Annotated in this window: 19 protein-coding genes; 3 read left to right on the forward strand and 16 right to left on the reverse strand. The window is 49.8% G+C overall.

Annotated features, from left to right (window positions below):
* The 7 genes from ACLTD4_RS02955 to ACLTD4_RS02985 all read right to left on the reverse strand — a co-directional run.
* The coding region (locus ACLTD4_RS02955; RefSeq protein WP_412331108.1) for a GntP family permease at positions 1–791 on the reverse strand (791 nt) is incomplete at its 3' end.
* 150 nt (positions 792–941) lie between these two features.
* Positions 942–2120: a CdaR family transcriptional regulator gene (locus ACLTD4_RS02960; protein ID WP_055658469.1), complete on the reverse strand. Its 1179-nt coding sequence runs from the start codon at positions 2118–2120 to the stop codon at positions 942–944.
* 19 nt (positions 2121–2139) lie between these two features.
* Positions 2140–2664 carry a shikimate kinase gene (locus tag ACLTD4_RS02965; RefSeq protein ID WP_110323579.1) on the reverse strand — a complete coding sequence of 175 codons (525 nt, stop codon included), beginning with the start codon at positions 2662–2664 and terminating at the stop codon, positions 2140–2142.
* Entirely contained in the window at positions 2664–3242 is a 579-nt protein-coding gene (locus tag ACLTD4_RS02970; RefSeq protein ID WP_002605523.1) for a flavin reductase family protein, read from the reverse strand. The genes ACLTD4_RS02965 and ACLTD4_RS02970 overlap by 1 nt, the downstream gene beginning before the upstream one ends.
* A gap of 17 nt (positions 3243–3259) precedes the next feature.
* Complete coding sequence (locus ACLTD4_RS02975) at positions 3260–4930, reverse strand: putative manganese-dependent inorganic diphosphatase (RefSeq protein ID WP_029467586.1); 1671 nt, start codon at positions 4928–4930, stop codon at positions 3260–3262.
* Positions 4931–5378: 448 nt separating this feature from the next.
* Complete coding sequence (locus ACLTD4_RS02980; protein ID WP_117622221.1) at positions 5379–6164, reverse strand: histidinol-phosphatase HisJ family protein; 786 nt, start codon at positions 6162–6164, stop codon at positions 5379–5381.
* Positions 6165–6176: 12 nt separating this feature from the next.
* The gene (locus ACLTD4_RS02985) at positions 6177–7565 is read right to left on the reverse strand and encodes an MATE family efflux transporter (RefSeq protein ID WP_117622220.1); all 1389 of its coding nucleotides are present in this window, start codon (positions 7563–7565) and stop codon (positions 6177–6179) included.
* A 118-nt stretch (positions 7566–7683) separates the two neighbouring features.
* Here ACLTD4_RS02985 and ACLTD4_RS02990 point away from each other — a divergent pair, with 118 nt between their 5' ends.
* A complete protein-coding gene (locus tag ACLTD4_RS02990; protein WP_243008277.1) occupies positions 7684–8619 on the forward strand; it encodes a helix-turn-helix domain-containing protein in 936 nt (311 codons plus the stop codon).
* A gap of 72 nt (positions 8620–8691) precedes the next feature.
* Here ACLTD4_RS02990 and ACLTD4_RS02995 read toward each other — a convergent pair whose 3' ends face one another.
* The 3 genes from ACLTD4_RS02995 to ACLTD4_RS03005 form a co-directional block, all read right to left on the reverse strand.
* Complete coding sequence (locus ACLTD4_RS02995; protein ID WP_002605517.1) at positions 8692–9474, reverse strand: glucose 1-dehydrogenase; 783 nt, start codon at positions 9472–9474, stop codon at positions 8692–8694.
* 116 nt (positions 9475–9590) lie between these two features.
* The gene (locus tag ACLTD4_RS03000; RefSeq protein WP_117622218.1) at positions 9591–10139 is read right to left on the reverse strand and encodes an AraC family ligand binding domain-containing protein; all 549 of its coding nucleotides are present in this window, start codon (positions 10137–10139) and stop codon (positions 9591–9593) included.
* 20 nt (positions 10140–10159) lie between these two features.
* Positions 10160–11341 carry a helix-turn-helix transcriptional regulator gene (locus ACLTD4_RS03005; RefSeq protein WP_117622217.1) on the reverse strand — a complete coding sequence of 394 codons (1182 nt, stop codon included), beginning with the start codon at positions 11339–11341 and terminating at the stop codon, positions 10160–10162.
* Positions 11342–11613: 272 nt separating this feature from the next.
* Between ACLTD4_RS03005 and ACLTD4_RS03010 the strand changes: the two genes are divergently transcribed.
* Together ACLTD4_RS03010 and ACLTD4_RS03015 are read left to right on the forward strand one after the other, a co-directional pair.
* Positions 11614–11994 (forward strand): BlaI/MecI/CopY family transcriptional regulator, encoded by a 381-nt coding sequence (locus tag ACLTD4_RS03010; RefSeq protein WP_055658454.1) that lies wholly within the window; start codon positions 11614–11616, stop codon positions 11992–11994.
* The gene (locus tag ACLTD4_RS03015; protein ID WP_412331109.1) at positions 11991–14003 is read left to right on the forward strand and encodes a M56 family metallopeptidase; all 2013 of its coding nucleotides are present in this window, start codon (positions 11991–11993) and stop codon (positions 14001–14003) included. The genes ACLTD4_RS03010 and ACLTD4_RS03015 overlap by 4 nt, the downstream gene beginning before the upstream one ends.
* 150 nt (positions 14004–14153) lie before the next feature.
* Here the strand turns inward: ACLTD4_RS03015 and ACLTD4_RS03020 are convergent, their stop codons facing one another.
* The 6 genes from ACLTD4_RS03020 to ACLTD4_RS03045 all read right to left on the reverse strand — a co-directional run.
* Entirely contained in the window at positions 14154–14522 is a 369-nt protein-coding gene (locus tag ACLTD4_RS03020) for a desulfoferrodoxin family protein (protein ID WP_002605512.1), read from the reverse strand.
* A 100-nt stretch (positions 14523–14622) separates the two neighbouring features.
* Positions 14623–15567 carry an ROK family glucokinase gene (locus tag ACLTD4_RS03025; RefSeq protein ID WP_412331110.1) on the reverse strand — a complete coding sequence of 315 codons (945 nt, stop codon included), beginning with the start codon at positions 15565–15567 and terminating at the stop codon, positions 14623–14625.
* Between the two features lie 52 nt (positions 15568–15619).
* Positions 15620–17599, reverse strand: coding sequence for a transketolase (gene tkt, locus ACLTD4_RS03030; RefSeq protein WP_412331111.1), 1980 nt, complete (start codon positions 17597–17599; stop codon positions 15620–15622).
* Positions 17600–17618: 19 nt separating this feature from the next.
* Entirely contained in the window at positions 17619–18875 is a 1257-nt protein-coding gene (locus ACLTD4_RS03035) for a DUF5711 family protein (RefSeq protein WP_055658423.1), read from the reverse strand.
* A gap of 107 nt (positions 18876–18982) precedes the next feature.
* Positions 18983–19702 carry an NYN domain-containing protein gene (locus ACLTD4_RS03040; protein WP_412331112.1) on the reverse strand — a complete coding sequence of 240 codons (720 nt, stop codon included), beginning with the start codon at positions 19700–19702 and terminating at the stop codon, positions 18983–18985.
* A 251-nt stretch (positions 19703–19953) separates the two neighbouring features.
* On the reverse strand, positions 19954–20286 hold a 333-nt coding region (locus ACLTD4_RS03045), incomplete at its 5' end, for a LysM peptidoglycan-binding domain-containing protein (RefSeq protein ID WP_412331113.1).

The following is a 20286-nucleotide window of genomic DNA, read 5'->3' on the forward strand; positions in this document are numbered from 1 at the left end:
ATTGAGCCGAGTGCCATAAGAACGATCGGCACAACGATCGGAGCCAGAGCGATAAATCCGCCCGGAAGCTTGCCGTATTCCGCAACCAGCTGCTCGTAGGTCTTCGTTACTTCACTGCTGTCCGCCTCGTCTTTTGCCCGAACCTTCTTGCCGATGTATTTCGCATAGAAATAGCCGGCGATCAGCGGAGCGATCGATACGAGAACGCCCATTCCCATAACAAGGAGAAGGTTGTTTCCGATTCCCAGCGTGTTGGCCGCCGCGATCGGTCCCGGTGTCGGCGGAATAAATACGTGGGAAATGTAGAGACCTGCGGATAAGGAAACCGTCATCGCCACGCTGGAAGTCATGGTTCTCTTCACCAGCGCCTTACGGATCGGGTTCAAAATTACGAATCCGGAATCACAGAATACAGGGATCGACACGACCCAGCCCATCAAAAGCATAGCCAGCTCCGGCCGCTTTTTGCCAACCAGGCGGATTACCATGTCTGCCAGCTTAAATGCCGCTCCGGTCGCTTCCAGGATGCTTCCGATCAAAGCGCCCAGGATAATAACGATACCAATACTGGTAAATGTGCCGGAGAATCCGGCTCCGATAACATTGGCAATGCCCTGTGTCACACTGCCATCCTCCGCCGTCACATTCACGAGCGGAATACCTGCAATCAGTCCCAGAATCAGAGACACCGTCATAATCGAGAGAAACGGATGAATCTTAAACTTGGAGATTGCCACAATCATAACAATGATTGCGATTACAAAAGCGATAATAAGTGGAAAACCAGTCATACCATGCCCTCCTTAATCTTTGTGCACTTTGTCCTTTAAAATGCACGAAACACGTTTTAGTATGTATATACTATACAATACTTAAGAAGGCACAGTCAATGTTCCTCAGAACATAAAATTATCACAATTTTTGTTTTCCAGCACATCCGCTTACCATTCTATCTCAACCTTTACATCCTGGAAAAACAGCATTGCCATATAAAAAACCGGAGCGTTGCTGATCAGTCTCACATCGTAGCCGGTAAGCTCCGCCAGCTTTTTCAGCTTGTACGTCAGCGTATTTTTGTGAATATACAGCGCGTCCGCGGCGGCCGTCAGCGATCCTTCCGCGGCGAAGTACGCCTCCAGAATATCGATCCATCCGGACAGCTCCTCATACGCGCAGTTTTGAAACAGCTTATGAATGTAGGCGATCTTCATCTGCTTGGAAATATCACCGGCAAACAGCTCCAGTGTCACCTGGTCATACGACCGGATATTGGAGGAGGAGATTCTCGCCGATCGCCACGCGCGGTTTGCCTGGCTGTATGCCGTCGGTATATCCTCAGACTTTCCGTCTATGCCGATGGCCAGCTTGATATGATACCGCTCCAGAACCATACCGGACAGCCTTTCCGCCAGCTCCCGAATCTGAGTGTCCGCGCACTGTTTGACCAGTATGATCTGGCGGCCTGTATTTCTCAGGATCATGTTGGTGGGAATGTACTCCACCACACTGGAGATATCATTCTCAATCTGCTCGATCAGCTTCTGTCCGTCTGCCGTGGATATATATTTCTCCAGCTTTCTGACACTGACGACCATCACGCGCCGCGGCAGGCTGATATCGATTCCCAGGGTGTACCCCCGCTCCGCCAGAGCCTGGGATTTTAACAGGCCGTTTCCCAGAATCCAGTCCTCCAGAAAACGGCTCACAACTCTGGTCTTCAGACGTTTCTCATCCTGTTCCGAATTCTCACGAATCAGGATCTCCACCATTTTCTTAACAATTCTTCCGTAATCCTTTACCTGCTCATAGCCGCCGGTAATACCGATGACCCCGACACACTCTCCCATATGGATAATCGGAAGATTTAATCCCACCCGGGTGGAGTTGGTCGCGCATTCCGGAGTTATGTAAAGTTCAGGAAGCTTCTCCCCGATCACCCTCACAGCGCCTTCGTGCAAATGGCCAATTCGCGACTTATCCGTACTCGCGATGATTACCCCGTTTTTGTCCATCATATTGATGTTCTGATGGACGATGCCGCCAATATCATTTACTATGGCCTGCGCGCTGTGCCTAGTAAGCTCCAGTCCGTGCATGCCGGACAAATTCTCATTTTCCATAAGCCGCCCCGTTCCGTTGTCACGTTCTGAGTCCGTAGATGTCCTCCAGCATTTCCCTTAACTGATCGACCGTCTGCCCCGCATCCCTGCCCGTTTCATCCACGGTAATATCCGCGTATCTCTCATAGTACGGCACACGCTCCTCGTAGAGATCCCGAAGCGTCATCCCATCCTTCAGCACGACGCCGCGATCCACCAGATTGCCCAGCCTGGCTTCCACCGCCTCATAGCTGAGCTTTAAATAGACCACCGTGCTGATCTCTTTTAAATGTTCCATGGCTTCTTTCCCATAGATCACGCTGCCGCCCGGCGCTATGATGCTTTTATGTACGGAAAGGCCGGCATTTATCCGGTTTTCCACCTCCATGAAGCCGCCAAGCCCCTCCTCGGCTATGATCTCCTTTAACAGGCGGCCTTCCTTTTCCTGTATCACGATGTCCACGTCCACGAAGGAGTAGCCGAGACGTTTTGCAAGAAGAACACCCACCGTGCTCTTTCCCGAAGCCGGCATACCGATCAGCGTGATATTGTCCAGTTTCTGCATTATTTGTGCTTCCTTCCTTTCTTCTTCACCGAATACCCGAAGCTGCCCAGCTTTTTCCCCAGCTCAAAGTACTCGCCATGAGAGTAAGCCACCAGCCCGGTACTGTTTAAGTGGAATTTCCCGTTCTCATCCATGAACTTCTCGTTTACGGAGACGCCCACCACTTCCGCCAGGAACAAATCATGAGTCCCCAGCTTCTTCACTTCCGTCACGCGGCACTCCAGATTCACAGGACTCTCCCCGATCCCCGGCGCCTTCACAAATTTTGAGGGCGACGGTGTCAGCTTCATCTCTTTATATTTATCTGTGTCCCGTCCGGATTTCACACCGCAGTAATCCGCGGCGTACACCAGATCCTTCGTAACCAGATTCACCACAAATTCCTTCGTCTCCGTCAGAATTGCATGGGAATACCGTTCCGGCCGGACGGATATGGACAGCATGGCCGGAGAAGAACAGATCGTTCCCGCCCACGCGACCGTAATAATATTGGGCTTTTCGCCTTCCCGCCCGCAGCTTACCATAACCGCGGGAACCGGATACAGCATATTGCCCGGTTTAAAGTATTGTCTCGCCATCATAATTCCTTTCTGTATTAGGCCTGAACTGCCAGCATGATTCCCGGAATCAGCTGTTTCTTCCTGGATACCACGCCCGGAAGGCTGACCACGTGATCCTTAACGCCTGCGCCCTCTTCCGAATACGTCCGGAATGCACCTGCGATCAGCTGCTCGGCCCCCTGCCCCTCACAGAGAAGCTCCGTGGACTCGGTCAAAATATTGGTCAGCATGAAGAACATCATATCCATGCCGTGCTCCTCTCTGGCCTTCGCCATGTACGGCAGCATGCGGTCCTTTAACTCTTCCAGCTCACCCGCGTTTAAGGAGCTGATCTGTCCCACGCCAAAGGAAACCTTTCCGACCGAGAACTTCTTGAAGTCCTGATAAAAGATCTCCACATCGGTCTTTCCCTTCAGATTGCTTCCCGCAGCAAACATGGAAGCAGCATACGATTCCACTTCCACCCCAGCGATTTCAGCCAGATGGAGCGCCGCCCTCTTATCCACGTCGGTACAGGTCGGTGACCGGAACAGCAGCGTATCGGAAATGATGGCGCTGCACAGCAGACCGGCGATCCACGGTTCGATCTCCACACGGTTTTCCTGATACATCTGATAGACGATGGTGGCGGTACAGCCCACCGGCTGATTGCGGAAAAATACAGGCGCAATGGTTTCCACCGTTCCCAGTCTGTGGTGATCGATGATTTCCAGAATCTCGGCACTCTCCATGCCTTCCACCGCCTGGCTCTTCTCGTTGTGATCCACCAGGATGATGCGTTTGCCCTTGGCACCTAACAGGTTCCGGCGTGAAATCATGCCGCGGTATCTGCCGTTCTTATCGAGAATAGGGAAATCGCGGTGGCGTTTGCTCGCCATCACGTCCTTGATATCATCGATATAATCGTCCATTTCGAACGTAATCAATGCCTCTGTCTTCATAAAATAGCTGATCGGCATGCTCTGATTGACAAGGCGGGCAGCCGTAAAGGTATCATACGGTGTCGTCATAACCGTACATCCGTGCTCCTGCGCCAGCTTCTTAATCGTCATGGAGACAGCCGCGCCCTCGCACACGATGATGCAGGCAGCGTCCATCTCGATCGCGCAGAGCTGGGATTCATACCGGTTCCCAAGAATGACCAAATCGCCCCTGGATATATAATACTCCATCATATCCGGATTAGCCGCCGCGATGAGAACCTTACCCTCGCTGAAATACGATGTCTCATCCCCCACGATCATGGCCCCTTCCAGGGTCTCCACGATATTGGCGTACTGCGTATTGGCCTTGGATAAAATGCTGCTGTCATAGACGTTCATATAGGATTTTGCAATATCACCGACTGTGATAAGCCCCTCCAGCAGCCCTTCCTCCGTGACAGCCGGAATGGTGACGACGTTCGCCTCCTGCATGATATTCCATGCTTTCTTTAAGGAAAGGTTCTTCTTCACGCCCGCCGTCTCCCTGATCTCGATATCACGGACCTGCGTTTTGACGTTCTCGATAATTTCCGGGGCCTCCACATTGAAATGCTTTAAAACAAACTGTGTCTCTTCATTAACTGCCCCGGCCCGTCCCGGCTGGTAGTTCTCCCCCGTAACGCACCGTTTTAAGTTGGCATAACAGATGGCCGAACAGATGGAATCCGTGTCCGGATTCTTGTGGCCGATAACAATGGTTTTTCTGCTTATTTTCTCTCCCATGAAGCCTCCTTCTATTTTTCATAATCTGTTTACATGAAGTTCATATTTTATTCACATGTATTTTTTATACTAAATGCATAGGAAATCATTTATGCGAATTGATTATATCGTCAAATTGCACATAGATTTTTCATAATTGCCCCGGTTGCTCGTCGACCGGGGTCTCCTCATTTTTATGGGGATTTTTGCGTAACAGGATAGCGCTCCCGGGAGGGTACTTTTACTGCCCGCGTGTTCATTATAGCATAGAATTTCATGAAAATCACAGGAATTCCGCCATCTTCTTCGGATGGATGATGGATTGCAATATAGTATACCATATCCGTAAAAATTGTAAACATCCGGTAACTGCACAAATACAAAAAAGGCCGCTGCAAACGGAGACGGAAGCTCTGGGCTTCCTCATTTGCAGCGGCTTTTCTGACGCGTTAATGGAATGTATTCTATATTACAGATTGTGGTAAACCGGCTCCATCCTGGAAAAGGTGTTAAACGTCCGATATCCCATGTCCTTCAGCACCTGTTTCACCTCAGCGATGTGGTCACCGAGATGCACCGTCTCATGGGTATCGGAGCCAATCGTCAGAATGGTTCCTCCCAGTTCCCGGTAACGTCTCAATATGGCGCGGCTCGGCATCAGATCCTTCAGGCCGTATTTGAAGCTTGACGTATTGACTTCAATGCCCTTTCCGTCTGCGATCACCTGGCGCAGAATCCGGTCCACGATTTCCATGATCCGGTCATCCGGATAGTCTCCGAAGCGGTCGTACCTCTTAATCATGTCTAAATGCCCCAATACGGAATATCCCCTGTACTGCCGGACCACATCGCAGATCGCCTCGTAATAGGCCGTCTGATACTCTTCCTGACTCTTTCCTTCCTGGAATTCATAGTTCCAGAACTCCCGGTCTCCCACCTGATGGTTGCTCAGGATGACGAACTCGAAGGGATACCGCTCAAAGTCACGGCGAAACAGAGGAATGGTGTGGCTCTGCACCCCGAATTCGATCCCCGCCTTTATGGCGATCCGGTCCCGGTACCTCTCCTTAAGTCTCTCCACTTCCTCAAAATACGCCTCATAGCCGCAGTTTAAATCCGTCTTCACGCCGTAATCCACGTGTTCTGTAAATGCAATCTCGTCGAGCCCAATGGCCACGGCTTTTTTCACCATATCCTCCATGGGACATTCCGAATCATCGCTGTAATACGTATGTGTATGGTAATCCGCCAGCATGTCCTTCTCCTTTTATTCAGTACGGCCGCTGAGAGCCGCCTCTTCTGCCAAATCTTCCCTGGTCAGGTTTCTTACCCACTGATATTTTTTATAATGGCGGTAGACCGCCGGAAGCTTCACAAATTCATCCAGGTTCAGCAGAAAATAAACCGCCAGCACCGGAAGCTTAAAGACAAAGGCCGCCAACAGGCCGATTGGAACGATAATCATCCACATCGTGACCGTGTCGCACAGGAAGCCGAATTTCGTGTCGCCTCCCGCGCAGAAGATTCCCGCCACCACCGTCATATTGGCCGACTTCGCAATCAGATAATACGCACACATAAACAGCATTCCATGCAGATACGCCTGTGCCTGAGGGCTTAAATTGGCGGCATACCGCATGATCCAGGGACTGAACGCCAGCAGGATGACGCCGGACACGGCTCCCATTACCAGTGACAGGCGGCAGAGCCGTCCGCCGTACTCCCTGGCCCGGACAAGGTTTCCGCTTCCCAGCTCATTTCCCACGATGATTCCGCTTCCGGAGCCGATGCCGATGCAAAGGCAGGAGATCAGGTTCTTCACGATTCCGGCGATGGAGTTGGCCGCCACGGCATCACTCCCCAGATGGCCCATAATCACGGTAAACATGGTAAAGCCGCAGCCCCACACCAGTTCATTGGCCATAACAGGGGAGGTGTATTTGACAAAATCTTTCCGCAGCACGGCGTGAGACTCCTTCAGAAGACTCCAGTGAATCCGTACCACATCTTTCTTACAGTTTTCCCACATCGCCAGACCTAACTCTGCCGCCCTGGCAATCACGGTCGCAATGGCCGCGCCGCTGATTCCAAGCTTCGGAAACCCAAACAGTCCAAATATCAAAATACCATTCAGCAGAATATTTAAAACCATGGAGACCGAGCCATACACCGTGCTCTTAAGCGTCCTGCCGCTATTTCTCATGATACAGAGATAGATCTGGGAGATTCCCGCCATCAGGTAAGACCAGCTGACGATCCTTAAGTATACGGCGCCCAGCGCGATCAGCGTCACATCGTTCGTAAAGATGCGCATCAGCGCCTGCGGGCAGAGGGCCGCCGCCGCAAAAAACAGGAACGAAATCACGAAGGAGTACTTGAGGACAATCGCCAGAATCTTTTCAACAGACAGCCGATCATTCTTTCCCCAGTACTGCGCAGCCAGGATCGTCGTCCCGATGGTCAGGGCCGCCCAGAACAGGCTCAGGACAAACTGTACCTGCGCCGCCAGCGATACCGCCGATAAAGAATCCTGGTTCACCATACCGAGCATCATGGCGTCCGAAGCGCTGACCAGCGCCGACATCAGATTCTGAAACGCGATCGGCAGAACCAGAACGAATAAATTTTTGTAAAAGTGTTTGTCATTCTCTCTCATCAGAACTCCCCTGTGGTCTGGCTTTGATTTATATTTTATAATTATATTACTTGATATACGGGTTCAATATCGGTATAATCGTTATATATTATAACAATCGTATTTTATGGTGAGAACAATGCTGAATAATGATGGAAAGATAAATGTTGATGTTATGCAGGACGCCTCTGAGATCGTCCGCTACGACGAAACAGGCATACCGCTCTACATACAGACAGGAGAATTGTCCCGGTATCCGGACAGGAAGGCACTGTGCCACTGGCACGATGACCTGGAATTTATCAAGATTATCGATGGTGAGATGAATTATTATATCAATGGAAAGAATCTGGTATTGAAAGAACATGACGGGATCATGGTCAACACGAGGCAGATGCATTACGGCTCCTCCATCGACCAGAAGGACTGTTCCTTTCTCTGCATTCTCGTCCATCCCGCGCTGTTCTCGTCAAACAAGCTGATCTTCCGCAAATACCTGATGCCGATTCTGGAGGACCGGGAAACAGAATATGTATATCTGGATTCCGGCTGCCCCGGCCATGCGTTTATTCTGGACAGTCTAACGGAAATGACGGAACTAAAACGGCAGGGGGAGTATGGGTACGAGCTGGAGATTATCGGACTGTTTTATCGGGTATGGAAGAATCTTGCCCGGCAGTTTCAGGCCGGTAATCCTGCCGCACCGGGCAGTGAAGACATGGATACGAAGGTTCAGAAAGATATGGTTTCTTTTATTTACCAGCATTATACGGAGCGGCTGACGCTGTCGTCCATAGCGGCTTCCGGCGGAGTGTGCCGCAGCAAATGCTGTCAGATATTCAAAAAATACTTATGCCAGTCGCCGATCGATTTTCTGAATTCCTACCGGCTGGAGGTAAGTTCTCATCTCCTTAAGAAGACAGATAAGAGCATTACACAGATTGCAACAGAGTGCGGATTTAACCACTTAAGCTACTATTCTGAGCTGTTTACACGCCATTACGGATGTACGCCCAGACAGTTTCGCGGGCAGTATCGCGGACAGCTTTCTGGCCGGCTTCCTGCAGACAGCTGACAAACCGGCTTGGGGGAAGGTAATATCTGCCGGATTGTCAGCACAGTTCTATGCAGTTATTGTCACACGTGTTTAATAGGCGCTCCACCCCCCGTCAATCGTCAGCGTCTCACCGTTGATGAAGGAAGCGGCGTCTGAGGCGAGGAATACTGCCGCAGTGGCAACCTCGTCCGCAGATCCGTTGCGGTGGCGTCCGGAATTACCGGTTACGGCCTTTGTCAAGCCGAGCTTGCTGGGCTCTCTCATACCGCTTCCGATGTTGCTCTCAATGGCACCCGGACACAGCGCGTTGCATCGGATTCCTGCGTCGGAATACATGAAGGCCACGTTCTTCGTCAAACCTACGACGGCAAACTTGGAGGTGGTGTACGCCAGACCGCCGCGGCCGGCGCAGAGACCGCTTAAGGAAGCCGTATTGATGATCGTTCCCTCACGTTTCTCCTTAAGGAAATACTGGACCGCCTTCCTGCATGCATACATGACGCTGTTTAAGTTGATATTCATAATCCTTTCCCATACATCGTCCGGCATTTCCGCAATGGGAAGAAGGTTATCCAAAATTCCAGCGTTGTTGATGACCACGTCCACTTTTCCAAAGGCTTCGACGGTATAATCAATCATCGCCTCCACTTCCTCTTTGCTGGATACGTTCACCTTAAGAATCTTAAGCTTATCGCCGTACTCCGGTTCCAGCTCTTCTAAAAGCGCCTTCAGGCTCGCTTCATTGATGTCCGCAGCCACTACGGAAGCGCCCTCCGCCAGGTAACGTTCCACCATAGATTTTCCAATTCCGGAACCTCCGCCAGTGATTACAGCTGCTTTCCCCTTTAATGCCCCGATCATACATCTCGTCATAATGAATTACCTCCTCTAAACTGATCTGACCCTGTCAGAATTTTGACTCAGTATAAAATAATTTTAGAAGAGTGTCAATATGGCCTGATTTTTCGTCTATTTTTTGACAAATCCATTTAAAAGGCAGAGCAGTCGATGACTTTTCCATGTTTTCGGCAGAGGACCATAATCCGCATAATAAGAGAAAACTGCATTCTTCCACCGTAGCAGTCCGTAGATTCATTTTCCTTCAGAAGCCGGTCCCACAGCCGTTCCACGCGGCACTTATACGCCTGATCCAGGCGGTAAACAGATGGATTCTCTTCAAATACCGGCACTGGACGATGGTAGGGCGGGATGGCAAACAAAAACAGCATGGCGCCCATGTTCATCACACTCTCTTCCCCCTCCAGCACACAGCCCTCATCTGCCTGGGCCTTCCAGACGTGATATGGATAGAGAATAAACACCATCCCCGGCTCCAGCGGATACACCCGGTTGTTCAAAACCATGCGCCCTTTTCCTCTCCGTATGGAAAGTACGGTCACGTCCTCCCTGTTCTCGAAGGCCCCCTCCCCGTTTAAACGAAAGGCGCGCGCCTTCAGTCTCTCCGGCAGCAATTCCGGCGAAAAATACTGTTTTCCCCGAAATCCGGAGTCTTCTCTCGTCTCCAGTGAACATTCCATGTTATTTCCCTCCCGTTGCATTATCTGCGGTTAAACCCGTCATGTATGGAAAAACGCCGGTACTCTCCGGGCGTCATGCCATGGCGCTCCGAAAAGATCCGGATAAATGTATGGGAACTGTTATAGCCGCACGCAAACGCGATATCCACCACCGGCATCCGGCTGTTTTCCAGCAGCGATTCCGAATACGTCATTCGAAGCTCTGTCAGAATACCGCTGTGATCCAGACCAAAATTCTCCTTTAACAGGGGATTTACAGAGTTTTTCTCCAGATACAGGGCCTTTGCCGTATCCTGTGTGGTCAGCGGTTCACGGTAATGGCCAAACAGATAATTCAGGATCAGCAGCGCACGCGTGTCGATATGGGCCGCCTCTTTCCCTGCCTCCGGCAGGACGGCCTTCTGGTACTCCTGGGGCGTCATCCCCATTACCTGCTTAAAGGACCGGTAAAAGGAGGTCTCCGAATGGTATCCGACGTAACGTGCGATGTACTGCATCGTCAGTCCGCCGAAATGCATCATATCGCAGGCCCGGTCCACCCTTGCCCGGTTTAGGAGGCCTGCAAAGTTCTGACCTGCCACAAGGCTTAGCTGACAGCTGACCTGCCGCACCGTTACTCCATAGACGGCTGCCAGCTTTTCCCTCGTCAGATTCTCGTTGCTGTAGGTGAAAATATGCTGGAGCAGCTTCCAGGCCAGACTTCGCTCAAACGGCCTCCCCTGTCCCTCCTGCTGCTCAGACTCCCTCGCTGAATAGCGGAGAAACAGCGTGACGATCTCCAGAAACAGGGAATATCCCTGTATAATATCCGCAGCCCCGCTCCCGGAGCCCTCTTCCATCAGCTCTTCCATCAGCGACCTGACATCGTCTGCATCTTCCCCATACAGTCTCACCACCGGAGAGTTTTCCGTCAGGACAGTCATCGTAATCTTCAAGCTGTTCCGATAGGTGACGTAGGAAGCCGAAGCATAGTCAAACGGACAGCAGAGCAGCTCCAGCGCCTGCCCCCACTCCGGTTCAAACTGGTAGATATGGTACGTGTGAAGCCAGCCGAAGCTCCCTTTTCCAAGCTCCAGCTTCACGCCATTTACGTGGAGGGTTCCGCTGCCGGAGGCCACATAAAAGAGCAGCGCCCCGCACGTAAAAACGGCTGGGGTCTTCTCTGTGACCACTCGCTTTTCAGGTTTAAATCCATAATCCATACCGGGCCTCCTCTTTTCCACTTTATCGTCATTCCAGACTGGAGTTTTCCACTTTGTAAGTGTTTTTCCACTTTTTATACATATCATTTTACTTAAAAAGATCTTCTATGTCCATACTTATGTAATTTTTTCCGGCTTTTCCTTCCTGTCCGTTAACAATAAAACAAGATCGTCCATTAATTATCTAAAAATTTTTATGATATTGACATTTAGATTGCATAATGCTATCATAGCATTAGAGTGCATTCTGCAATCTAAAGAGGAGGAGCAATATGCTGCAGCAGGTATCTGATTTCGAATTGGAACTTATGAAAATTATTTGGGAGAATGGAGGAACCGCCCTCTACGCGGAAATTGTCGAAAAGCTGGACAGCAAAGGAATGTCAACCACCAAGAACACCATTATCTCCCTGCTTCTGCGCCTGATTGAAAAGGGCTTTTTAAAAACGAATAAGATCGGACGCCGGAACAGATACACCGCCCTTGTTTCCGAGGCGGAGTACCAGGCATCCCAGACAGAAACATTTCTCGATAAGATCTATGAGGGAGACGCAAAAGGGCTGATCTCCACGCTGATCCAGAAGGAACTGATTTCCGCCGATGACTATGAAGAATTAAAAAATCACTGGAGAGGCGGTGATAATAAAGAATGAACGAGCTGCTAAAAACAATCCTTTCCCTGTCTCTCTCCGGGTCATTTTTGATTCTTATTTTACTGCTTTGCAGGCCCATTGTCCGAGACCGGTTAAGCAAACAATGGCAGTATTATATCTGGCTGGTCGTCATTTTCCGTCTGCTGCTTCCCTTTACTCCGGAAGCCAGTCTTGTGGGAAATCTGTTTCAGCATATCGGTACTGCGGCAGTTTTGTCGGATGCGGACTCGTATGCGGAACCGAATTATATGGGATTGGACGAAGCTGAGTCTGACGATCATGACCGCCCCGCCGGGGAACAGCCTGGTGCAGGCGGTGGGAATTATGCGGGGCTAAAACAGGAGACACGGCCGGGCGTATTCCACATGGCGACCCAAAATGCAGCAGCCCTGTGTTTATCAATCTGGCTGATTGTTGCTGTCGGACTATTGATCCGGAAAGTAACCATCTATCAGAGTTTTGTAAAGTATATCAAGGCCGGACGGGTTGAGATTTCCGATATGGCGCTCTGGGAGCAGATAGGAAGTCTGATCGAGCAAACAGGCGTAAGAGGTACTGTCGGGCTATACACAAACAGCCTGATCTCGTCCCCGCTCTTAATCGGTTTCTTCCGGCCATGTATCATGCTGCCGTCTGCAGAACTTCCGGATTCCGATTTTCAGTATACCATCCTGCATGAATTGACCCATTACAAGCGGAGGGATATGTTCTACAAATGGCTGGTGCAGATTTCGATCTGCCTCCACTGGTTTAATCCTCTGGTCTATCTGATGGGCCGGGAGATTAACCGCGCCTGTGAATTTTCCTGTGATGAAGCAGTCATAAAATCACTGGATAAGGACGGACGACGGGCCTATGGGGATACCCTGCTAAACGCTGTAAATCTGGGCGGTACCTACAAGGATTCTCTGGCTTCTGTGACACTCAACAGGAGTGCCGAACTATTAAAAGAAAGGCTTGACGCAATTATGCATTATAGAAAAAAATCAAAAGCCACGGCTGTGATCACCGGCATACTGACGCTGGCATTACTCTATGGCGCATCTTTTACAGGAGCGTATGCCGCCGATCTCCATGGCGCTTCGCCTGCGCAGCTCAACACGCAGGGCACTGCAGCCCCCAATACACCGATTACTGAATCAGCGGAAGATGTAAGCCGCCTGACAAAGGAACTCGTACCCGACGACATTTTAAGCATGATAACCACCTGTAATCCCGGAATCTGGTATGTATTAGAAGGAACAGAGTATCAGTATATTTATTACAGCGGTTTACCGCATAATTACGCCTATCAGCCCCAGTCAGACGCAAATGGCCTAAGCGTCAGTGTGTTTGATATGGGTAAGGGAAACGTAGATTATGTGCTTATTGCAGTTCCGCGCAACGTAAAATTAACCATTTTCTATAACTCCAGGGAGGTCAGCTATACGGAAAAGACAAAGCAGTTTGTTGACAGTTCTAATTCAGTTATTACCGGCAGCCCCTATCTTACCATAGATTCATGCAGTATTCAGTATGAGGAGGCACCTTACAGATGGCCGTTTGTCAGGCTGATCGTAACAAACAATTCCGACCGCACCATCAGCCGCTGTGACGTTGGTCTCCTGGCTTATGATAAGGACGGCCAGCCATTAGAGCTTTATTGGGATGCCCGAAATGTGGCGAAAAACGGTGAGGTTGGCAGTGTTGGTTTTAGTACAGACGGAACGGATTACGGGATCGTTACGGGAATCGAGCCAAATTCCCCGAAATCTTATCAATGGCTGACTTCGGGATGCTACGAAAGCATTGCCCCCGGTCAGTCGAGTGAAACGAATGGACTGCACTTATTTGATGGCTGGTGGGATCAGCCCGGTCATATACACAAAGTTAGTTATCTCCTTGCCTGTGTGAAACAGATTACCTTTGAGGATGGGACCGTATGGAATAATCCGGAATATGAAAACTGGTATACTACTTATCAGGGAGTGCCGGTTGACCTGGACGTTGCGAAATCCTATTATGACTGAAGAAGTTTTGGGAATGGAGTTTTTGGGATGGAGTTATGGGGATCTAACCGAATGAAAGCCAAAGAATTGCTGCTATCCTGAGGAAGTACAGTAAAAAACAGCGCCCGAAGTTACTTGCTTCGGGCGCTGTTAAATATTCACTATAGTTTCTTATGCCTTCCACAATCCATGAAGATTGCAGTATGCATATACTTCTAAGACCTCGTCGTCCTCGCTGATCATAAACTCTGCCTGAGGCTCCTGACCCGGTTTCAGTTCTTTTCTCTGGTTGCCCTGCTTTGTCGCCAGCGCGATCCATTCAATATAGTGCTCTTCAAGCATTGGATGCTTGGCAGAACCTACCGTTACGGTCACCTTCTGACCGTCTGTATGTATCACGGGGACATGCTTCTCAACCGCAGCATCCGTGGTATTAGGAACCAGCTCCTTCATGACATCTCCGCAACAGACTACGGGAACGCCGCTGCTCTTTACATATGCGATAATATTGCCGCAGTGGTTACAAACATAAAATTTCATAAAAATACCCCTTTCTTTATGTACTATCTATAGTTTGAGTTTACCACGTTTATTCCAGATTTTAAAGTCCAAACGGCCATATTAACGAAAAATTAGCAAATTAATCCAATATCTGTCTGGCCGCCCCATAAATCCCGGCATCATTGCCCAGGGTCGCCAGAACGATTCCACTCTTATTCTTGGAGATCGGAGTATACTTATCGTAATACTTATAAATGGTATCGATCAGGAATTGTCCTGCCTTTGACACACCACCGCCCAGTACAAACACCTCCGGGTCCACTACCATGGAGATCTGTGCCAGTGCGAGGCCCAGATAATGGCCTACCACTTCCATCGTCTCCAGTGCCAGCGCATCGCCGGCTTTTGCGGCATCCAGCACATCCTTCGCCGTAATATCGTCGCCGAACTCCCTCATGGCAGACGGGGCATCCGATGCGGCCATCTTTCTTCTGGCCTCCCGCGCGATGCCTGTGGCGCTGGATATCTGCTCTACACAGCCTACGCCGCCGCAGTTACAGCTCTCTGTCTCTTCGTCACGGATATGGATGTGGCCGATCTCTCCAGCCAGTCCATGCTTGCCTGCAATAATCTTCTGGCCGATGATAACACCTCCGCCAACGCCGGTTCCCAGCGTTACCATTACGATATCATCGAATCCTTTTCCGCCGCCCTGCCACATCTCGCCGAGAGCCGCCACGTTGGCGTCATTGCCGCTCTTTACCGGCAGACCGCCCAGGAGTGCGCTAAGCTCTTTTCCCGGATTCACGTTGTGCCAGCCTAAGTTTACGCATACCTCGACAGAGCCGTCCGGCATAACCGGTCCCGGTACGCCCAGTCCTGCGCCGACTACCTCTTCCATTGGAATCTGCTTCTCTTCCAGGGTCTTTAAAATGGAGGCCGCCACATCACCGATAATATACTTTCCGCCCTCTTCTTTTCTGGTGGGGACTTCCCACTTCAGCAGAAGATCGCCTGTAGTCTCAAATAATCCGATCTTTACACTGGTTCCGCCTACATCAATGCCAATACATTTCTTTCCCATTTTGAACTATACTCCTTTTTCCCTTTCGTATTATCCGACGGCACTGTCACCTTTATAAGGATCTGGCAACCTCGGCCACATGATCGGCAGTGAAGCCGAAATGCTCAAACAACTGGTTTGCCGGGCCGCTGGCCCCGAATCCGGTCATGGTTACACAGGCTCCGTCCAGTCCAACGTATCTGCCCCATCCGAAGTCGCTTAAGGCTTCTACGGCTACACGTTTCCGAACAGACTTCGGAAGTACGGATTCTTTATATTCCGCAGACTGCTCCTCGAACAAGTCCATACACGGCATGGAAACGACACGAACCTTTCTGTCTGCAAGCAGCTTCTTCGCATTGACAGCCAGCTCTACCTCGGAACCGCTGGCGATGAAAATCAGATCCGGCGTACCTTCACAATCGTCGATCACATAGCCGCCCTTTAACGCCTCTCTGCTGCTGCCTTCCATCGGTGTTAAATTCTGTCTCGTCAGAACCAGCGCCGTAGGTGTCTTTTTGGAGGTCAGCGCGGAATACCATGCGCATTCGGTCTCGGTCTCATCACAGGGACGGAACACATGGAAATTCGGCATGGCGCGAAGCATAGCCATCTGTTCGATCGGCTCATGGGTCGGCCCATCCTCGCCGACGCCAATGCTGTCATGCGTAAATACATAGGTCAGCGGTACTCCCATCAGTGAGGAAAGACGTGCCATAGGCTTTGTATAATCGCTGAATACGAAGAAGGTGGCGATAAAGACGCGCAGTCCTCCGTGAAGCATCATTCCGTTGCCGATCGCGGTCATCGCCAGCTCACGGACACCGAAGTGCAGGTTGCGTCCGCCGCGGTTATCCCTGGAGAAGTCGCCCATATCCGACATATTCGTCTTGTTGGACGGCGCTAAGTCGGCGGAGCCTCCGATCAGATTCGGCATACAGTTCTTAATCTTATTTAAAATCTTTCCGGAAATATTTCTTGTGGCATCGGCTTTCTCCGGTTTGCTCCAGAAATCAGCACACGCCTCAATGGCTTTTTCACCTGCATTCTCATCGTGATAAGCATTCCACAGCGCTTCCATCTCCGGATATTCTTCGCAGTATGCTGCAAACATTACGTTCCATGCGGCTTCCGTCTCGGCCTTCTCTTCCGCAAGGTGAGCGTAGTGCTCATATACCTCGTCCGGTACGTAGAACGGTTCCATAGATGGCCAGCCTAAGTTCTCCTTCATCGCCAGCACATTCTCTTCTCCCAGAGGCTCGCCGTGAGCGCTTGCCTTGCCCTGCTTGGCCGGGCATCCGAAGCCGATCTGCGTCTTAATGGTGATGAAAGACGGATGCTCAGTGTCTTCTTTTGCCTCCTCGATGGCTCGTCCGATTGCTTCCAGATCATTGCCGTCTTCCACGGTGATCGTCTGGAAACCGAACGCTTCCATGCGTTTCTGGACATTCTCGGTAAATGCGATATCCGTACTTCCCTCGATGGAAATTTTATTGGAATCATAGAGGACGATCAGTTTGGACAGTCCCAGTGTTCCTGCCAACGAAAACGCCTCGGAGGAAATCCCCTCCATCATGCAGCCGTCGCCGCCCAGCACAAATGTATAGTGATCGACTACCGGATACTCCTCCTTATTAAAGACCTCTGCCAGATGAGTCTCTACAACCGCCATACCGACAGCCATAGCCATACCGGCTCCCAGCGGTCCTGTGGTTGCTTCGATGCCGACCGTGTGGCCATACTCCGGATGTCCCGGTGTCAGGGAACCCAGCTGTCTGAAATTCATGATATCTTCTTTTGATAAATCTCCATAACCGAATAAATGGAGCAGGGAATACAGAAGCATGGAGCCGTGGCCGCCGGATAAGATAAAGCGGTCCCGGTTGGCCCAGTTCGGGTCTGCCGGATTGTGGTTCATGTGATTTGCCCATAACTCATAGGCGGCCGAAGCGCAGCCCAGCGGAAGACCGGGATGACCGGATTTCGCTTTCTGTATGGCATCGGCGGAAAGGACGCGAATTGCATTGACTGACATGGTTTCGATCTTACTCATTGGTATTAATCCTCCTGGTCTATTGTAATCTTATCTCTTTCATGTTCTGAGGCCCGGTTACCAGCAGCGTGTTTGGAAATCTGCCGTTCCGGATCCTGGATACGGGAAAATCAAATGTTCCTTCAAACTTCAGTCTTCCGGACATATTATAAACCCTGCAAGAATCTTCATTATACAAAATTACATGCTCTCCGTCAATATCGGCCTGGGTGTACTGATAATGAAACGCCTCCGAAAATACGAGGGTCCCGTCGGGATTGTAGACGTTCATCCGGTCCGGGTTCTCCCCATCCGTGTTATTTACAATGATCCCCACATACTTGTCCGAGTAAAAGACGGATCTGATCTCCTCCTCCACCACAACCTGCTTAAGCAGCTCCGGCGACAGCGCGTTCTTTGTCGAATAGAAGGATACGCTGTTATCTGCAAACGCACAGGAATACGTGTCGTCGAGGAAATGTACCCGCGCCACAAGGGACGACTCATAGGGCTCGTCAAATCCGCCCACCACCCGGTCCGGTACGCTCTTTCCGATTTCCGCAAAATTGTGGAATGCGACACGGCCATTAAGCGCCCCGTTCTTCAAGTAAGCATACGCGCCTATCAGCTGTGTTCCGTCAGGGGAAAGGCTGATATCCACCGGGTATCCGGTTTCGCCGTTTAACAGCGCCTTAATCTTTACGTCCAGGACATTGCCGTCGTTCTTATAAAAATAGATATAGTTCGAGGTGGAATCTTCCAGAACCGCGGCGACAACGCCGTGGGCCGAGATTGTGGCTTTGATGATCGGAAGCAGTGTGGTTGCCGTCCCTGTAGGACCCGACTTGTCAAATATATAGATGCTGTTGCCCTGCTGGTCCGCCACTGCCGCGTAATTGCCGTTCACACAGGCCGTGGGGGACTTCATCTCAAAGCTCTGCACCCAGATTTCTTTTCCCTGATTATCGATGTAGGAAGCGCCATCCTTGCTGTATTTCAAGACGTTTCCGCCAAAATCCATATAGCCGACGAAGCTGCCTTCCTTCATTTCTTTTTCCCACACGACGTCATAGCTCGTATACTGGTAATACCGGAAATACTGAAACAGGCCAATGCCGGCCGCAATTAAGATCACACCAATAATCAGGAAAATCCTGAGCCGTTTCAGTTTGACACGTTTTCGGGCCTTCCGGACGATTTCCTCACTGTCTTCTTCCTGAGGGGCAGGTGATGGAACGATCTGCCGTCTCAGCTGTCTTTTTTTAATTTCTCTGTTCATAGAGTCTAAATCACTCATTATGTTTTCTCCTAAAAAATGCCGTAAGTGGTTTGATTGTAGTATACATCATTTCCAGGAGAAACGCATTATTTTTTTCTTTCTGCGAGAACGCAAATTTTTTACCGTCACTGTTCCCCCACCTGGAGTACTGCAGTTTGGTCCGGCTTACTCTCCATTGCCTGTTGTTTTGAATTAATATACCTGTTATCGCATGTTCTCAGACCATCGATATGTTCAAACAAATCTTCTTTAATTGGCGCTCCCAGAGGATCGAGAACAACATCAATACCTTCACGCCGGGCAAGTTTGGCAGCAGATACAAAATCACTGTCCCCAGAAATTAATACAATCTGGTCCACCTGCTTTTTATAAGATAAGGAAGCGATATCTAAACCAATCTTCATATCAACGCCCTTTTGGTCAACCTGTATCATAAAATCTTTTTCCTGTAAATCACACAAATTTAGCTTGCCGGAACAAAGCTTTTTTACAACATTAATCCGTAAAGTATAACACGCCTGCGCATCCGCCAGTTTTCCAAGTCTTAATGCAAATTTTCTATGCTGTTTTAATTCAGATAAAAACTGCGTCATCCAAACATTAAGCTCAGACTTTGAAAAATCAATTTGCTGCTTAAGAAAAGGGTGATATACCTTTTTATTCATTGGCGGACAATCATAATAGAAAATTCGATATAACTCATGTGGTGTTTGATGTTTTTCAATGAGATGCCTGCGGCAATAACCGTCCAGTTCATTTGCCCGTTCTGCAGCACTTTTTTCACCGATTTTAATTTGTGCACGTCTGCGGTAAAATCCGCCATCTACCAATATTGCAGTCTTCATTTGTACCCTCCTTGAACATAAAATATGAAAAGTTCAATTTACCAGACTCCGGAGGTTTTTGTTTCACAGGATAAACGTCTCTATGAAATAAAAAAGCCTTAGGTTCGGCATTTCCCCTATTTTGGGATGCTTACTGCTAAGGCAATATTAACTGTATAAATCTCTTTACACAGTAATATTATGCTCAAAAGCAGAGAAAGTCAATCATACGAATCAAAAGTTTACAAATTATTAACAAATTACCATATGTTTTAAGGAAGCAGAAGTTGCTGGCCGGATACGATCTTATTTTCGTCCTCCAGTCCGTTTAACTCGCAGATTTCCTTTAATTTATTTACATCGTGATATTCTGAAATACAGATCCCATACAGTGTCTCTCCATCCTGAACTACGTGCACTCTCTGGGTACCTCCGGCCGCCGCCTGGGAGGCGCCGCCATTCTCCGCCGGCTTGCTTCCCGCATCGCTTCCGCTCTTCTGGCTATCCCCGGTCTGCCCGCTTGCCGTGTTTCCGGCTGAACTCTGGCCGTCAGAACTGTTCTCCTGAGACGCGCCCTTATTTCCGCCCGGCGTCTGTGCATTCTC

It is taken from the genome of Hungatella sp. (genome assembly GCF_046966825.1).

Excerpts from the sequence above, each read along its gene's own strand:
- ACLTD4_RS02980 (WP_117622221.1), bottom strand. The coding sequence starts at position 6,164 with ATGCTGGCGGATTACCATACACATACGTATTACAGCGATGATTCGGAA.
- ACLTD4_RS03025 (WP_412331110.1), bottom strand. The coding sequence starts at position 15,567 with ATGGGAAAGAAATGTATTGGCATTGATGTAGGCGGAACCAGTGTAAAG.
- ACLTD4_RS02990 (WP_243008277.1), top strand. The coding sequence starts at position 7,684 with ATGCTGAATAATGATGGAAAGATAAATGTTGATGTTATGCAGGACGCC.
- ACLTD4_RS03035 (WP_055658423.1), bottom strand. The coding sequence starts at position 18,875 with ATGAGTGATTTAGACTCTATGAACAGAGAAATTAAAAAAAGACAGCTG.
- ACLTD4_RS02975 (WP_029467586.1), bottom strand. The coding sequence starts at position 4,930 with ATGGGAGAGAAAATAAGCAGAAAAACCATTGTTATCGGCCACAAGAAT.
- ACLTD4_RS02995 (WP_002605517.1), bottom strand. The coding sequence starts at position 9,474 with ATGACGAGATGTATGATCGGGGCATTAAAGGGGAAAGCAGCTGTAATC.
- ACLTD4_RS02970 (WP_002605523.1), bottom strand. The coding sequence starts at position 3,242 with ATGGCGAGACAATACTTTAAACCGGGCAATATGCTGTATCCGGTTCCC.
- ACLTD4_RS02985 (WP_117622220.1), bottom strand. The coding sequence starts at position 7,565 with ATGAGAGAGAATGACAAACACTTTTACAAAAATTTATTCGTTCTGGTT.
- tkt (WP_412331111.1), bottom strand. The coding sequence starts at position 17,599 with ATGAGTAAGATCGAAACCATGTCAGTCAATGCAATTCGCGTCCTTTCC.
- ACLTD4_RS03020 (WP_002605512.1), bottom strand. The coding sequence starts at position 14,522 with ATGAAATTTTATGTTTGTAACCACTGCGGCAATATTATCGCATATGTA.
- ACLTD4_RS03010 (WP_055658454.1), top strand. The coding sequence starts at position 11,614 with ATGCTGCAGCAGGTATCTGATTTCGAATTGGAACTTATGAAAATTATT.
- ACLTD4_RS03015 (WP_412331109.1), top strand. The coding sequence starts at position 11,991 with ATGAACGAGCTGCTAAAAACAATCCTTTCCCTGTCTCTCTCCGGGTCA.
- ACLTD4_RS02965 (WP_110323579.1), bottom strand. The coding sequence starts at position 2,664 with ATGCAGAAACTGGACAATATCACGCTGATCGGTATGCCGGCTTCGGGA.
- ACLTD4_RS03000 (WP_117622218.1), bottom strand. The coding sequence starts at position 10,139 with ATGGAATGTTCACTGGAGACGAGAGAAGACTCCGGATTTCGGGGAAAA.
- ACLTD4_RS03005 (WP_117622217.1), bottom strand. The coding sequence starts at position 11,341 with ATGGATTATGGATTTAAACCTGAAAAGCGAGTGGTCACAGAGAAGACC.
- ACLTD4_RS03040 (WP_412331112.1), bottom strand. The coding sequence starts at position 19,702 with ATGAAGACTGCAATATTGGTAGATGGCGGATTTTACCGCAGACGTGCA.
- ACLTD4_RS02960 (WP_055658469.1), bottom strand. The coding sequence starts at position 2,120 with ATGGAAAATGAGAATTTGTCCGGCATGCACGGACTGGAGCTTACTAGG.